This is a genomic window from Xanthomonas sp. WHRI 7064 (assembly GCF_040202355.2).
Classification (GTDB): Bacteria; Pseudomonadota; Gammaproteobacteria; order Xanthomonadales; family Xanthomonadaceae; genus Xanthomonas; species Xanthomonas arboricola.
This window is the reverse complement of record NZ_CP167821.1, coordinates 1,217,942-1,232,541: the sequence shown is the minus strand read 5'-3', so window position 1 is coordinate 1,232,541 and position 14,600 is coordinate 1,217,942. Positions and strand designations below refer to the sequence as shown.

15 protein-coding genes are annotated in these 14,600 nt (G+C 64.2%); 3 read left to right on the top strand and 12 right to left on the bottom strand.

All coding sequences use genetic code 11. The features are described from left to right. Positions 1-96: 96 nt before the first annotated feature. Positions 97-1,083 (bottom strand): malate dehydrogenase, encoded by a 987-nt coding sequence (locus tag ABQY74_RS05345; RefSeq protein WP_024938556.1) that lies wholly within the window; start codon positions 1,081-1,083, stop codon positions 97-99. 116 nt (positions 1,084-1,199) lie between these two features. Continuing rightward, positions 1,200-1,694, bottom strand: coding sequence for a peptidylprolyl isomerase (locus ABQY74_RS05340; RefSeq protein ID WP_016904578.1), 495 nt, complete (start codon positions 1,692-1,694; stop codon positions 1,200-1,202). Between the two features lie 218 nt (positions 1,695-1,912). Between ABQY74_RS05340 and typA the strand changes: the two genes are divergently transcribed. The 3 genes from typA (at position 1,913) to ABQY74_RS05325 (ending at position 5,945) form a co-directional block, all read left to right on the top strand. Continuing rightward, positions 1,913-3,742: a translational GTPase TypA gene (typA, locus tag ABQY74_RS05335; RefSeq protein WP_016904579.1), complete on the top strand. Its 1,830-nt coding sequence runs from the start codon at positions 1,913-1,915 to the stop codon at positions 3,740-3,742. A 70-nt stretch (positions 3,743-3,812) separates the two neighbouring features. Further along, positions 3,813-4,232, top strand: a complete 420-nt coding sequence (locus ABQY74_RS05330) for a DUF2127 domain-containing protein (protein ID WP_179465012.1) — start codon at positions 3,813-3,815, stop codon at positions 4,230-4,232. 105 nt (positions 4,233-4,337) lie between these two features. Beyond that, entirely contained in the window at positions 4,338-5,945 is a 1,608-nt protein-coding gene (locus ABQY74_RS05325; RefSeq protein ID WP_349793641.1) for an amidase, read from the top strand. Here ABQY74_RS05325 and ABQY74_RS05320 read toward each other — a convergent pair. From ABQY74_RS05320 to rplO, 10 genes are all read right to left on the bottom strand, one after another. Then, positions 5,935-7,062: a mechanosensitive ion channel family protein gene (locus ABQY74_RS05320; RefSeq protein ID WP_047128220.1), complete on the bottom strand. Its 1,128-nt coding sequence runs from the start codon at positions 7,060-7,062 to the stop codon at positions 5,935-5,937. The genes ABQY74_RS05325 and ABQY74_RS05320 overlap by 11 nt on opposite strands. Positions 7,063-7,147: 85 nt before the next feature. Further along, positions 7,148-8,539, bottom strand: a complete 1,392-nt coding sequence (locus ABQY74_RS05315) for a class II 3-deoxy-7-phosphoheptulonate synthase (protein ID WP_349793555.1) — start codon at positions 8,537-8,539, stop codon at positions 7,148-7,150. Between the two features lie 48 nt (positions 8,540-8,587). Further along, positions 8,588-9,106: a disulfide bond formation protein B gene (locus ABQY74_RS05310; protein ID WP_039513404.1), complete on the bottom strand. Its 519-nt coding sequence runs from the start codon at positions 9,104-9,106 to the stop codon at positions 8,588-8,590. A 325-nt stretch (positions 9,107-9,431) separates the two neighbouring features. Next, complete coding sequence (gene rplQ, locus ABQY74_RS05305) at positions 9,432-9,815, bottom strand: 50S ribosomal protein L17 (protein ID WP_011036134.1); 384 nt, start codon at positions 9,813-9,815, stop codon at positions 9,432-9,434. Positions 9,816-9,995: 180 nt separating this feature from the next. Then, on the bottom strand, positions 9,996-10,994 hold the full coding sequence (rpoA, locus tag ABQY74_RS05300; RefSeq protein WP_002811635.1) for a DNA-directed RNA polymerase subunit alpha: 999 nt from the start codon (positions 10,992-10,994) through the stop codon (positions 9,996-9,998). A gap of 53 nt (positions 10,995-11,047) precedes the next feature. Beyond that, positions 11,048-11,674 (bottom strand): 30S ribosomal protein S4, encoded by a 627-nt coding sequence (rpsD, locus tag ABQY74_RS05295; protein WP_002811641.1) that lies wholly within the window; start codon positions 11,672-11,674, stop codon positions 11,048-11,050. 15 nt (positions 11,675-11,689) lie between these two features. Beyond that, entirely contained in the window at positions 11,690-12,082 is a 393-nt protein-coding gene (gene rpsK / locus ABQY74_RS05290; protein WP_003486671.1) for a 30S ribosomal protein S11, read from the bottom strand. A 10-nt stretch (positions 12,083-12,092) separates the two neighbouring features. Continuing rightward, complete coding sequence (gene rpsM, locus ABQY74_RS05285; protein ID WP_003486672.1) at positions 12,093-12,449, bottom strand: 30S ribosomal protein S13; 357 nt, start codon at positions 12,447-12,449, stop codon at positions 12,093-12,095. Between the two features lie 332 nt (positions 12,450-12,781). Further along, complete coding sequence (secY, locus tag ABQY74_RS05280) at positions 12,782-14,149, bottom strand: preprotein translocase subunit SecY (protein ID WP_349793557.1); 1,368 nt, start codon at positions 14,147-14,149, stop codon at positions 12,782-12,784. Between the two features lie 7 nt (positions 14,150-14,156). Next, a complete protein-coding gene (gene rplO / locus ABQY74_RS05275; RefSeq protein ID WP_016900650.1) occupies positions 14,157-14,600 on the bottom strand; it encodes a 50S ribosomal protein L15 in 444 nt (147 codons plus the stop codon).

Below are 14,600 nucleotides of genomic sequence, written 5' to 3'. Positions count from 1 at the left end.
CAGCCCACCGCATCTCACGCACTGCATCGCACAAAGCGCCACATAAAAAACGCCGGGCATTGCCCGGCGTTTTCGTCACAACAGCGAGGCGACAAATCAGCCCAGCAGATGCGACACGCCGCTGCGCTCTTCTTCCAGCTCAGCCAGGGTCTTGTCGATGTACTTCTGGCTGAAGTCGTCGATCGGCAGATCCTTGACCAGGGTGTACTCGCCGTTGGCGGTGGTCACCGGGAAGCCGAAGATCACGCCTTCCGGAATGCCGTAGGAGCCGTCGGACGGCACGCCCATCGTCACCCACTTGCCGTTGCTGCCCAGCACCCAGTCACGCACGTGATCGATGGCGGCATTGGCGGCCGACGCAGCCGAGGACAGGCCGCGCGCTTCGATGATCGCGGCGCCGCGCTTGCCCACGGTCGGGATGAAGGTGGACGCGTTCCATTCCTGGTCGTTGATCGCATCGCCGATGGACGCGCCATCGGCGGTGGCGAACCGGTAGTCCGGGTACATGGTCGGGCTATGGTTGCCCCACACCACCAGCTTCTCGATGCCGCCGACCGGCTTGCCGAGCTTCTGCGACAGCTGGCTGAGCGCACGGTTGTGGTCCAGACGCAGCATGGCGGTGAAGTTCTTCGGGTTCAGATCCGGCGCCGACTTCATTGCGATGTAGGCATTGGTGTTGGCCGGGTTGCCGACCACCAGCACCTTCACGTCACGCTTGGCGACCTTGTTCAACGCCGCGCCCTGCGCGGTGAAGATCTTGGCGTTTTCCAGCAGCAGGTCCTTGCGCTCCATGCCCGGGCCGCGCGGACGCGCACCGACCAGCAGGGCGACGTCGATGTCCTTGAACGCCACTTCGGCGTCGTCGGTGCCGACCACGCCGGCCAGCAGCGGGAATGCGCAGTCTTCCAGCTCCATGATCACGCCCTTGAGCGCGGCCTGGGCCTTTTCATTGGACAGTTCCAGCAATTGCAGGATCACCGGCTGATCCTTGCCCAGCATTTCGCCGGAAGCGATGCGGAACAGCAGGGCATAGCCGATCTGGCCGGCAGCGCCGGTCACGGCAACACGAACAGGTGCTTTCATGGGGAGTTTCCTCTGCTAAAAAACATGGGTGGAGGTGCACGCTGGCGTGGCGCAAGGCCTGGCGGCGCGCAGTGACAGACGAACGGCCGCACAAGGCGGCCGTTCGGGGAAAGACATCAGGCGGCGAGGATCTTGTTCCACTCCGCGACGCGGTCGGCCTTGGCGGCCAGCACGGCGTCGGTATCGCCTTCAATCGTCACCTTGTTGATCACATCGCCCTGGGCGACGGCATCGACCACGTCCAGGCCCTGGGTGACCTTGCCGAACACGGTGTGCTTGCCGTCCAGCCACGGGGTGGCGGTGTGGGTGATGAAGAACTGGCTGCCGTTGGTGTTGGGGCCGGCATTGGCCATGGACAGCACGCCGCGCTCGTGACCGACGCCGTTGTTGGCTTCATCCTCGAAACGGTAGCCCGGGCCGCCGCGGCCGGAGCCTTCCGGGCAGCCGCCCTGGATCATGAAGTCGGCGATGACGCGGTGGAAGCTCAGGCCGTCGTAGAAGCCGCGCTGGACCAGGTTGACGAAGTTGGCAACGGTCAGCGGGGCCTTGTCGGCGAACAGCTCGACCACGATCGGGCCGCGGGTGGTGTCGAAATGGGCAATCAGGGACATGGAAATCCTTGCAGGTTTCAGGGTGTATGACAGCCCATTAGAATACACCCGGCCGTGCAGGCGGCCGTGCAGGTTGGACCATCGTCGGGGGTATCCGGGCTAGCTGAATGGGCGTTTTGGACCGCTTGGCGGCCGAACGCAACGGCACGGCAACGAAACCGCTATAATGTCGGGCTTACCTCATCTCAAGACTGGCGCCAGACAGGGGCCCTTTCCGCATGTCTATCGAAAAACTCCGCAATATCGCCATCGTCGCGCACGTTGACCATGGCAAGACCACCCTCGTCGACTGCCTGCTGAAGCAGTCCGGCACCCTGTCCGAACGCACCGTGCTGGCTGAGCGCGTGATGGACAGCAACGATCAGGAAAAGGAGCGTGGCATCACGATCCTGGCCAAGAACACGGCCATCACCTGGAACGGCAACCGCATCAACATCGTCGACACCCCGGGACACGCCGACTTCGGTGGCGAAGTCGAGCGCGTGCTGTCGATGGTGGACTCAGTGCTGATCCTGGTCGACGCGATGGACGGCCCGATGCCGCAGACCCGCTTCGTGACCCAGAAGGCGTTCGCGATGGGCTTCAAGCCGATCGTGGTGGTCAACAAGATCGACCGTCCCGGCGCACGCCCGGACTGGGTCATCGACCAGGTGTTCGACTTGTTCGACAAGCTCGGCGCAACCGACGAGCAGCTGGACTTCCCGATCGTCTACACCTCCGCCCTGAACGGCTACGCCAGCCTGGATTCGAGCGTGCGCGACGGCGACATGACCCCGCTGTACGAAGCGATCATGCAGCACGTGTCGGCACCGGACGTGGATCCGGACGGCCCGTTCCAGATGCGCATCAGCCAGCTCGACTACAACAACTTCGTCGGCGTGATCGGCATCGGCCGCATCCAGCGCGGCGTGCTGAAGAAGAACATGCCGGTCAGCGTGATCGACCGCGAAGGCAAGAAGCGCCAGGGCAAGGTGCTGCAGGTGCTGGGCTTCCTCGGCCTGGAGCGCATCGAGCAGGACACCGCCGAGGCCGGCGACATCGTCGCCATCTCCGGCGTGGCCGAGCTGACCATTTCCGACACCGTGTGCGCGCTCGACGCCCCGGAAGCGCTGCCGGCGCTGACCGTGGACGAGCCCACCATCTCGATGACCTTCCAGGTCAACAACTCGCCGTTCGCCGGCAACAAGGACCTGTCCGGCGGCAAGTTCCTGACCAGCCGCCAGCTGCGCGACCGCCTGGACCGCGAGAAGGTGCACAACGTGGCACTGAAGGTTGAGGAAGGCTCCGACGCCGACAAGTTCCTGGTTTCCGGCCGTGGCGAACTGCACCTGTCGGTGCTGATCGAGAACATGCGTCGTGAAGGCTACGAGCTGGCCGTGTCGCGTCCGGAAGTCATCATCAAGGAAATCGACGGCAAGCAGATGGAGCCGATCGAACAGCTGGTGGTGGACATCGAAGAACAGCACCAGGGCGGCGTGATGGAAAAGCTGGGCACCCGCAAGGGCCAGCTGAAGAACATGGAGCCGGACGGCAAGGGCCGCGTGCGCCTGGACTACATGATCCCGGCGCGTGGCCTGATCGGCTTCCAGAACGAGTTCCGCACCCTGACCCAGGGCTCGGGCCTGCTGTTCCACGTGTTCGACCATTACGGTCCGAAGGAACAGGGCGCGATCGCCAAGCGCCAGAACGGCGTGATGATTGCCAACGCAGCGGGCGCCACCCCGGCCTATGCGCTGGGGCCGTTGGAAGAGCGTGGCCGCCTGTTCGCTGCCGAAGGCGACAACGTGTACGAAGGTCAGCTGGTCGGTATCCACTCCAAGGACAACGACCTGACCGTCAACGCGATCAAGACCAAGCCGCTGACCAACATGCGCGCCTCGGGCAAGGACGATGCGATCAAGCTGACCCCGGCGATCAAGTACACGCTGGAGCAGGCACTGGACTTCATCGAGGACGACGAGCTGGTCGAAGTCACCCCGAAGGAAATCCGCCTGCGCAAGAAGTTCCTCACCGAAAGCGACCGCAAGCGCGCTGGCCGTTCCGGCTAAGCACGGGACGTCCATCTCCGTGAGCAACACGCCCTACAGCCCGGATCCGCGTGCGCATCCGGGGCTGCATGTGATCGCCTTGCTAGAGGCGGTCAAGGGGACGCTTGCGCTGTTGGCGGCGACGGGCCTGGAAATTCTGGGCCCGCTCCCGCTGCAGGACGCGGTCAGCACGCTGATCCGCCGTTTCAACCTGGATCCTGACCACGGCGCACTACCGTCGTTGCTCAAGACCATCAGTCCCGACGCCGTCCATCTGGCTGCTGCCGCAATGCTGGCCTATGGCCTGTTGCACGTGGTGGAAGCCTGGGGTCTGTGGCGTGCCAAGGCCTGGGCATCACTGCTGGGCTGCCTGTCGGCGGCCATCTACCTGCCTTTCGATATCTATGCCATCGTCCGCCATCCCGGCTGGACCGCCTGGGGCGTGCTGGCGATCAATCTGATCGTGGTCGGCGTGCTGGCACGCGATCTGATCAAGCGCCGGCGCCGCTGACGCCCCCTGCCCGTCTGCGGGCATGTCATACACATTGTCACCCCGACGCAGCGCCGTTAGCCTGCGAGCAGTCCCCGGGGAACACCGCCAATGCGATCCACCACCTTGTCCTTCGCGCTGCTGCTTGCGCTGTGCGGCTGTGCCCATACCGAAAGCCTGACCTCGGCCGGTGCCAACGCAGCCACTGCCAGGCAAGACGATCTGATCGACGCCGACATCGTCGGCCTGCAGGCACGCATGGCGTCAGGGAAGACCAGCAGTCTGGACCTGACCCGCGCGTACCTGCAGCGTGTCGCCACCATCGATCGCGCCGGGCCCACCCTCAATGCGGTGATCGAACTCAACCCGCAGGCCGAAGCCGACGCACGTGCATTGGACGCCGAACGCCGCGCCGGCCATGTGCGCGGGCCCCTGCATGGCATTCCGGTGCTGCTCAAGGACAACATCGATGCGCTGCCGATGGTCAACAGCGCCGGCTCGCTGGCACTAGCCGATTTCAGGCCCGGCCGCGATGCGTTCCTGGTGCAGCGCCTGCGCGCCGCTGGCGCGGTGATCCTGGGCAAGACCAACCTGAGCGAGTGGGCCAACTTCCGCTCCACCAAATCCAGCTCCGGCTGGAGCGCGCGCGGCGGGCTGACCCGCAATCCTTACGCGCTTGATCGCAATCCCTGCGGCTCCAGTGCCGGCACCGGCGCGGCGATCGCCGCCAGCCTGGCCACGGCCGGCATCGGCACCGAAACTGACGGCAGCATCACCTGCCCGGCCTCGGTGAACGGCCTGGTCGGGCTCAAGCCGACCGTGGGCCTGGTCAGCCGCGACGGCATCATTCCGATCTCGGCCTCCCAGGACACCGCCGGCCCGATGACGCGCAGCGTCGCCGATGCGGCCGCGGTGCTGCAGGCGATTGCCGCGCCCGACCCGCAGGATCCGGCCGCGCGCACTGCACCGACGTCCACACCGGACTATCTGGCGCATCTCAGGCCCGATGGCCTGCGCGGCGCCCGCCTGGGCCTGCTGCGCAACCCCCTGCGCGAAGATCCGGCCATTGCCGCCACGCTGGAGCGCGCCGTGCAGACGCTGCGCGCCGCCGGCGCCACCGTGATCGAAACCAGCCTGGCAACCGATGGCCAGTGGGATGCCGCCGAGCAAACAGTCTTGTTGGTCGAGTTCAAGGCCGGCCTGAACGCGTATCTGCGCAGCCACGCCGCCCCGGTGTCGAGCCTGGAACAATTGATCGCCTTCAATCGCAGCCACGCGCAGCGTGAAATGCCCTACTTCGGACAGGAGCTGTTCGAGCAGGCGCAGGCCGCGGCCGGACTGGACGATGCCGCGTATCTTATGGCCCGCGCCACTGCCAAACGGCTGGCCGGGCCGGACGGCATCGACGCCGCGCTGCAGGCCAATCGCCTGGATGCCCTGATCGTGCCGACCACCGGTGCTGCCTGGGTCACCGACCTGGTCAAGGGCGACACCTTTCCCGGAGCCGGCTACGGTGCGGCCGCGGTGGCCGGTTATCCCAGCCTGAGCGTGCCGATGGGGCAGACCCAGGGCCTGCCGCTGGGCTTGTTGTTCATGGGCAGCGCCTGGAGCGAGCCGCGCCTGATCGAACTGGCCTACGCCTACGAACAACGCAGCAAGGCGCGTGTTGCGCCCCGCTATGCGCCGACTGCGCCCAGCGCGTCGGCGGCCGCGCCTGCAGCTACTACACCGTAGTCGCAGGCTCGCCGTCTTCGGCACCGGGCGAGCGCACGCTCTCCTGGGCGATCGGCGCGGCAGCGCGCAGGGGCGGCTTTTCCTGCGCGGCGATTTCGGCGCGGATCCTGGGCAATGCGTAAGGATGCTCGCGGGTCAGGAAGTCGATCATGCGCTCGCGGCTGATGCAGCGCAGATCGAACGCATCGCCGGAATTGCGTGCGCTCACCAGCAGGCGCACCTGGATCGTGCTCTCGCTGGTTTCGGTCACCTGGGTCACGCACACGCGTCCATCCCACAGCGGCTCGCTCTTGCAGATGCGCTCCAGCTCGGCACGCACTGCCGCGATCGGGGTGCGGTAGTCCAGCCACAGGAATGCGGTACCGAGCAGGTCGGCGCTGCTGCGTGTCCAGTTCTGGAACGGGTGCTCGATCCACCATGTCAACGGCACCACCATGCGCCGCTCGTCCCAGATCCGCACCACGACATACGAGCTGCCGATTTCCTCGATGCGGCCCCACTCGCCTTCCACGATCACCACATCGTCCAGCCGGATCGGCTGGGTCAGGGCGATCTGCAGGCCGGCGATCAGGTTGCCGAACACCGGCTTGGCCGCGATACCGGCCACCAGGCCGATGATGCCGGCCGAGGCCAGCAGCGTCTTGCCGATCTGGCGCACCTGCGGAAAGGTCAGCAGCACCACCGAGATGCCGAGCAGGATCACCGCGCCCATCACCACCCGGCTCAGCACGCGTGTCTGCGTCTGGATGCGCCGTGCGGTGAGGTTGTCCGACACCTCGATCGGGTTGCTGCGCAGGATCGCCATTTCGCCGGCGGCGACCGCGCGCACCAACAACCAGGTCACGCAGCCGACGATGCCGACGTGCAGCAGATGCTGCATTGCCGCCAGCCCCTTGCCGGATAGCGGCGTCGCTTCGGTGGCGACCCCCAGAAACAGCAGCGGCAGGATGAAGGCAGCCGGCAGCGTGACCACGCGAATGATGCGTGCGCGGCGATAGTCGCGGCCCTGCATGCGGCGAAACAGCCACAGCATCAGCGACCAGGTGACGATGCCCGCCAGCAGCGCGGCACCAAGCGGGATTGCGTATTCGCGGATGACGTTCCAATCGGCAGTCAAACCGTTCCTCCTGTGGGGGGAAAGAGGGATGGCTGCAGCATCATGCCGCACGCGGCATGAGCATCACGTCATGCGTACGGTGACATCACGCGCCCAGCGGCTGCGACGCCACCTGCTGTTGCTTGCGCACGATCGCCATTGCGATTTCCAGCGACTGCTCGTAGTTCAGCCGCGGATCCACGCTGGAGCGGTAGGCGCGTTCCAGATCGCGCTCGGTCAACTCGCGCGCGCCACCGGTGCATTCGGTGACGTCTTCGCCGGTCAGTTCCAGATGCACCCCGCCCAGCCGCGTCCCGGCGGCCGCATGCAGATCGAACGACAACTCGACCTCGCTGCGGATATTGTCGAAACGCCGTGTTTTATAGCCATTTCCGGTGCTTTCGGTATTGCCGTGCATCGCATCGCAGACCCACAACACCCGACGCCCATCGCGCTTGACCGCCTCCAGCAGCGGCGGCAACTTCTCGGCGATCTGCGCCGCGCCCATGCGATGGATGAAGCTCAGGCGGCCGGGTTCGTCTTCGGGATTGAGCACGTCGATCAGACGCAACAGCTGATCCGGCTGAACCGACGGCCCTACCTTGATCGCGATCGGATTACGCACGCCACGCAGGTATTCCACATGCGCGCCATCCAGCGCGGCGGTACGCATGCCGATCCACGGGTAATGCGTGCTCAGGTTGAACCAGCCCCACTGGCGCGGCACCTGCCGGGTCAGGCCTTCCTCGTACGGCAGCAACAGCGCCTCGTGCGAGGTGTAGAAGTCGATGCGGTTGAGGTTGTAGACCTCCGCGCCGGACAGGGTCTCCATGAAGCGCACCGCGTCGCCGATCGATGCCACCATCTTCTGGTAGTCCGCCGCCAGCGGCGAATACCCCACCCAGTCCAGATTCCAGTATTCGGGATGGTGCAAGTCGGCAAAGCCGCCGTCGATCAGGGCGCGTACGAAATTCATCGTCATCGCCGAGCGCGAATGCGCGGTGATCATGTGCTGCGGATCCGGCACGCGCGCCGCTTCGGTGAAGGCCGGCGCGTTGATCACATCGCCGCGGTAGCTCGGCAAGGTCACCCCGTCGCGGGTTTCGGTATCGGCCGAGCGCGGCTTGGCGTATTGCCCGGCAAAGCGCCCTACCCGCACCACCGGCAGGTGCAGGCCATGCACCAGCACCAGGCTCATTTGCAGCAGCACCTTCAGGCGATTGGAGATCGTGCCCGATTCGCAATCGCTGAAATTCTCGGCGCAGTCGCCGCCCTGCAGCAGGAAGCGCTTGCCTTCCTGCGCCTCCGCCAGCTGGCGCTTGAGCGCGAAGATTTCCCAGGAGGTCACCAGCGGCGGCAACTGCCGCAACTCGCCCAGCGTGTGTTCCAGCGCAATGGCGTCCGGGTAGACCGGCATCTGCAACGCCGGACGCTGCCGCCAGCTCTGCGGCGACCACTGGTCTGCCTGGTTGACGGACGAATGAGGGGAAGCGGACATCGTGAACTCCAGAAATCTCGGGCGCCGGCCAGCGCCGGAACGAAACGATCAGAACAATTTGCGCGGACCACGCTGCCTGAAGCCGGCATACAGCGCCCATAGCGCCAGGCCCACGAACCACAGCATGCTCCACATCGGCATGCTCAGGCCCAGAAAGCGCCAATCGATATTGCCGCAGTCGCCGGTGCCGGTCAGCACGGTGCGGAACACTTCGAACGGCCCCATCGTTTCGCTCAGGAAGCTCAACGGCGGCCCGCACGAGGACATCATGTCCTTGGGCCGGATCTGCACCCAGACATGCCGCGCCGCGATGCCCATGCCGACGCCGGCAGCGATGAAGCTCAGCACGCCATAGAGTTTGCGCGTGCCCGCGGCGCGCGGCCCATGCAAGGCGCCCAGCAGAAACAACACCGCCAGCGCCGCAAACGCGATCCGCTGGAAGATGCATAGCGGGCAAGGCTCCAGCCCAAGATGCAGCTGTACATAGATCGCATAGGCAAGCAGTCCTGCGCAGGCAAGAAAGCCCAGCAAGAACTGCGCCCGGAAACCCCAACGAAATGGATTCATCGCTACCGCTTGCCTAGGATCGAATGCCCGATTATCAGCCATCGCTGCCGCGGTGACCACGGATGGCTGCATCGGGCAGGTCGCCTGGCGGCAGGCCCGGCGCAGTCATGCAGGTCGACAGTCATGCGCCACCCTGCAGACCGCGCCACGCTGCCGGATGCGGTCACTTTTTCAGTGCCTGTGTCGATCAGCCTCGGCCCCGCGCATCACTGCGCTGCGCTGGTGCAAGACCGGCACCAAGATCGACCGACATGGTCCGGGGCCGGCAATAAAAAAGCCCGGCGCTAGCCGGGCTTTTCGAGAATCTTTGCGAAGAGCGAACCGATTACTCGGACACTTCCTCGGCGACGACCGGACGGTCGACCAGCTCGACATACGCCATCGGCGCATTGTCACCGGCACGGAAGCCGGCCTTCAGGATGCGCAGGTAGCCGCCGGGACGGGTCGCGTAACGCGGGCCCAGTTCGACGAACAGCTTGCCCACTGCTTCCTTGTCGCGCAGGCGAGCGAACGCCAGACGACGATTGGCAACGCCATCGACCTTGCCGATGGTGATCAGCGGCTCGGCGACGCGACGCAGTTCCTTGGCCTTCGGCAAAGTGGTCTTGATCAGCTCGTGCTTGAACAGCGACGCGGCCATATTGCGGAACATGGCTTCGCGGTGTGCGCTGGTGCGGTTAAATTTACGACCGGATTTCTGGTGACGCATGAGTGTGATTTCCTAAGGAATGTTGAGACTGCTTGAGAGACGTTGTCGCCATCCTGGCGCTGTTGAATGGACTGCGGTTGGTCCGAGCCGGCCGTCCTTTGACCGGATGTCACCGCGGGCTTTGGCCCGTCGATGTAAAAAAACAGCATGGGCGCCCGAAGACGCCCATGCGGTGATGCATTAACCAAGCATGCCGTGCTGGGCGACACCGGCCGGCGGCCAGTTCTCCAGCTTCATGCCCAGTGCAAGGCCGCGCTGTGCCAGCACTTCCTTGATTTCGGTCAGCGACTTCTTGCCGAGGTTCGGGGTCTTGAGCAGCTCCACTTCGGTCTTCTGGATCAGATCGCCGATGTAGTAGATGCTCTCGGCCTTCAGGCAGTTGGCCGAACGCACGGTCAGCTCGAGGTCGTCGATCGGGCGCAGCAGCACCGGATCCACGCCGCTGGCAGCCGGCTTGGCCGCACCGCGATCGCGGTGGGTGAAATCGCCGAACACCGACAGCTGATCGCTGAGAATGTCGGCGGCGGTGCGCACGGCTTCCTCGGCATCGATCGTGCCGTTGGTTTCGATATCGATCACCAGCTTGTCGAGGTCGGTGCGCTGTTCAACGCGCGCAGCTTCCACGGCATAGGCAACGCGACGCACCGGCGAGAACGACGCATCCAGCATCAGACGACCGATGGTGCGTGTCTCTTCGTCCGGACGACGACGCGCGGCAGCCGGCTGATAGCCGAAACCACGCTCGATCTTCAGGCGCATGTTCAGCGCCGTGTCCTTAGTCAGGTGGCAGATCACGTGGTCGCCGTTGATGATCTCGACGTTGTGATCGGTCCTGATGTCGGCCGCAGTGACCGTGCCCGGACCCTGCTTGGACAACGACAGCGTCGCGCTGTCGCCACTATGCATGCGAATCGCCACGTCTTTCAGGTTGAGCAGGACGTCAAGCACGTCTTCCTGCAGCCCTTCGACCGTGGTGTACTCGTGCAGCACGCCGTCGATCTCGACCTCGGTGATCGCAAAACCCGGGATCGACGACAACAGCACACGACGCAGGGCATTGCCCAGCGTGTGCCCGTAACCGCGCTCCAAGGGCTCGATCACGACCTTTGCGCGATTGTCGGTAAGACGTTCGATCTGCGGACCACGGGGGCGCAGAACCTGGTTGGCGGTAACCGTCATGTTGCGGGGTCTCCTGCGAACCTCCGGCGGTGCCGGAGGCTCTCCAATGTGAATTACTTCGAATACAACTCGACGATCAGCGCTTCGTTGATATCCGAAGGCAGGTCAGCGCGATCCGGAACGGCCTTGAACACGCCGCTGAACTTCTTCGAATCGACTTCGACCCACGACGGCGTCATGTCGTGCTGCTCAGCCACGGTCAGGGCTTCCTGCACGCGCAGCTGCTTCTGTGCCTTTTCCGACAGCGTGATCGCATCGCCAGCCTTGATCTGGTACGAAGCCAGATTCACCGACTTGCCATTGACCAGCACGCCACGGTGCGACACCAGCTGGCGCGCGGCCGGACGGGTGACGGCAAAGCCCATGCGGTAGCAGACGTTGTCCAGACGGGTTTCCAGCAACTGCAGCAGGTTCTCGCCGGTGTTGCCCTTCTTGGTCGAGGCCTTCTTGTAGTAGTTGCGGAACTGACGTTCCAGCAAACCGTAGATGCGCTTGACCTTCTGCTTTTCACGCAGCTGGGTAGCGTAGTCGGAGAGCTTGCCTTTGCGAGCCGCGCCGTGTTGGCCGGGCTTCTGCTCAAGCTTGCACTTGGAGTCCAGCGCACGCGCCGGGCTCTTGAGGGAAAGGTCGGCGCCTTCGCGGCGGGCGAGCTTACAGGTAGGACCGATATAACGAGCCATTTCTTATCGCTCCCTTTAGACGCGACGCTTCTTCGGCGGACGGCACCCGTTGTGCGGGATTGGCGTCACGTCGATGATGTTGGTGATCTTGTAGCCCACGTTGTTCAACGAACGCACGGCCGACTCACGGCCCGGACCCGGACCCTTGATACGTACTTCCAGCGACTTCACGCCGTAGTCGAGCGCAGCGCGGCCAGCCTTTTCGGCGGCAACCTGAGCAGCGAACGGGGTCGACTTGCGCGAACCACGGAAACCGGCGCCGCCGGACGTAGCCCACGACAGTGCATTGCCCTGACGATCGGTGATGGTGACGATGGTGTTGTTGAACGAAGCGTGGACGTGAGCGACGCCGTCAGTGATGACGCGCTTGATCTTCTTCTTCGTTTTCTTTTCTGCTGGCTTTGCCATGATCTATCCCTTACTTCCTGATCGCCTTGCGCGGACCCTTACGGGTGCGGGCGTTGGTACGGGTGCGCTGACCACGCAGCGGGAGACCACGGCGATGACGCAGACCGCGATAGCAGCCCAGGTCCATCAGTCGCTTGATCGCGATACCGATTTCGCGGCGCAGGTCGCCTTCGACGACATACTTGCCGACCTCGGCGCGCAGGCGCTCGATTTCGGGTTCGGACAGATCACGAATCTTCGTGGTCGAGGTAACGCCTGCGGATTCGCAGAGCTTCTTCGAACGGGTACGGCCGATGCCGTAGATGCTTTGCAACCCGACCCAGACGTGCTTCTGGGCTGGCAGGTTGACGCCTGCAATACGCGCCATGACGCGATTCTCCAACTGAGTGATGGCCCGACAGCGCCCAGGCGCCATCCGGCAGGATGGATCAAAAGTGAACTCGGAATTGTAGCAAGGCCTCGGATTGCTTTGAAGCCCGTGGAACCAAAAGTTCCAAGGACCCGGCGTGGGGAGTGTGCCCTCGCTCCGGCGCCGGACGATGTTGATCCAGAAAACTTCTCTGAATCGCCTGTACTACTCCCGCACAGGACCACCTCGTCACACCCGCGCGCGAGACGTCGCGCGAGCCGCCCTTCTGATCGGAAGATCGTGGCCCGGGAACCGAGCCGTCTTCACGCAATGAAGATCTAGTGTACCACTTAACTGCGCGCCAGACCGCCGCGCGAGCCACCCTTGAGGTTGGCCTTCTTCAGCAGGCTCTCATACTGATGCGACATCAGATGTGCCTGGATCTGCGCGATGAAGTCCATCACCACCACCACGGCGATCAGCAACGACGTACCACCGAAGTGGAATGAGGTGCCCAGCTGGGTGCGCATGATTTCCGGCAGCAGGCAGACGATCACCAGGTACAACGAGCCTGCCGCAGTCAGGCGAGTCAGCACGCCGTCCACATAATCAGCCGTCGCCTTGCCCGGGCGGATACCCGGAATCAGTGCGCCAGACTTCTTGAGGTTGTCGGCGGTTTCCTGCGAGTTGAACACCAGCGCGGTATAGAAGAACGCGAAGCCGATGATCAGTGCAGCGAACACCAGCATGTGCACCGGCTCGCCAGGCCCAAGCGCATTGGCAATCTTCTGCAGCCACGAACCCAGACCGCTGCCAGACGCCGCCTGACCGGACCACATCGACAGCGTGGCCGGGAAGGCTAGGATGCTGGAGGCGAAGATCGGCGGAATCACGCCTGCCATGTTGAGCTTCAGCGGCAGGAACGAGGTCTGGTTCATGTACGCATTGCGACCGCCCTGGCGGCGCGCGTAATTGACCGTGATACGTCGCTGCCCGCGCTCGACAAACACCACAAACAGCGTGAACGCCAGAATGGTGATGACGATCAGCAGCAGCGAAATGAAGCTCAGATTGCCTTCGCGGAAGGCCTCGACGGTCTGGATCGCCGCCGACGGAAGGCCTGCCACGATGCCAGCGAAGATGATCAACGATACGCCGTTACCGATGCCACGCTCGGTGACCTGCTCGCCCACCCACATCAGGAAGATGGTGCCGGCGGTCAGTGCAATCACTGCGGTGAGCACAAAGCCCATGCCCGGCGCGTACACCACCGGAGCGCCACCAGGCGCGGTCTGGTTCTGCAGTGCCAGCGCGATACTGCCGCCCTGCACCACCGCCAGCAACACCGCACCGATACGCGAATACTGGGTGATCTTGCGTCGGCCGGATTCGCCTTCCTTCTGCATCGCCTTGAGGGCGGGAAAGATGTGCGTGGCCAACTGGATCACGATCGATGCCGAGATATACGGCATCACGTTCAACGCAAAAATACTGAAACGGTGCAGGGCGCCGCCCGAGAACATGTTGAACATGTCCACGATGCCGCCACCCTGCGCCTGCATCAACGAAAGCATGGCATCGGGATTCACGCCCGGCACCGGCACATAGCAGCCGATGCGATAGACGATCAATGCCCCGAGGACGAACAGTAGCCGCTGGCGAAGTTCCGTGAACTTGCCGAGCCCGCCACCGAGGTTACCAATGCCAGCCTGCGCCATCTGCCGATTACTCCTCTACGCTGCCGCCGGCAGCTTCGATTGCTGCCTTGGCGCCCGCACTTGCGGCGACACCCTTCAGCACGAACTTCTTGCTCAGCTCGCCCTTCAGCACGATCTTCGCCTTCTTGGCGCGGCTCGGGACCAGATTGGCCGCACGCAGCGCTGCGAAGTCGATCTCACCGGCTTCCAGCTTGTCCAGCTGGTAGGACAACACTTCGGCACTGTCACGCGCCATCTTGGAACGGAAGCCGATCTTCGGCAGACGGCGCTGCATCGGCGTCTGGCCGCCTTCGAAGCCGGCCTTGATCTTGCCGCCGCCCTTGCGAGCGAACGAACCCTTGTGGCCGCGGCCGCAGGTCTTGCCAAGGCCGGAGCCGATGCCACGACCGACGCGGGTGCGCTCGGTACGGGCGCCGTCGGCGGGCTTGAGGTCATTGAGATGCAAAGTCAT

Coding starts and splice junctions, on each gene's coding strand:
- ABQY74_RS05345 (WP_024938556.1), bottom strand. CDS start 1,083: ATGAAAGCACCTGTTCGTGTTGCCGTGACCGGCGCTGCCGGCCAGATC.
- ABQY74_RS05340 (WP_016904578.1), bottom strand. CDS start 1,694: ATGTCCCTGATTGCCCATTTCGACACCACCCGCGGCCCGATCGTGGTC.
- typA (WP_016904579.1), top strand. CDS start 1,913: ATGTCTATCGAAAAACTCCGCAATATCGCCATCGTCGCGCACGTTGAC.
- ABQY74_RS05315 (WP_349793555.1), bottom strand. CDS start 8,539: ATGTCCGCTTCCCCTCATTCGTCCGTCAACCAGGCAGACCAGTGGTCG.
- ABQY74_RS05310 (WP_039513404.1), bottom strand. CDS start 9,106: ATGAATCCATTTCGTTGGGGTTTCCGGGCGCAGTTCTTGCTGGGCTTT.
- rplQ (WP_011036134.1), bottom strand. CDS start 9,815: ATGCGTCACCAGAAATCCGGTCGTAAATTTAACCGCACCAGCGCACAC.
- rpoA (WP_002811635.1), bottom strand. CDS start 10,994: ATGACGGTTACCGCCAACCAGGTTCTGCGCCCCCGTGGTCCGCAGATC.
- rpsD (WP_002811641.1), bottom strand. CDS start 11,674: ATGGCTCGTTATATCGGTCCTACCTGTAAGCTCGCCCGCCGCGAAGGC.
- rpsK (WP_003486671.1), bottom strand. CDS start 12,082: ATGGCAAAGCCAGCAGAAAAGAAAACGAAGAAGAAGATCAAGCGCGTC.
- rpsM (WP_003486672.1), bottom strand. CDS start 12,449: ATGGCGCGTATTGCAGGCGTCAACCTGCCAGCCCAGAAGCACGTCTGG.
- secY (WP_349793557.1), bottom strand. CDS start 14,149: ATGGCGCAGGCTGGCATTGGTAACCTCGGTGGCGGGCTCGGCAAGTTC.
- rplO (WP_016900650.1), bottom strand. CDS start 14,600: ATGACTTTGCATCTCAATGACCTCAAGCCCGCCGACGGCGCCCGTACC.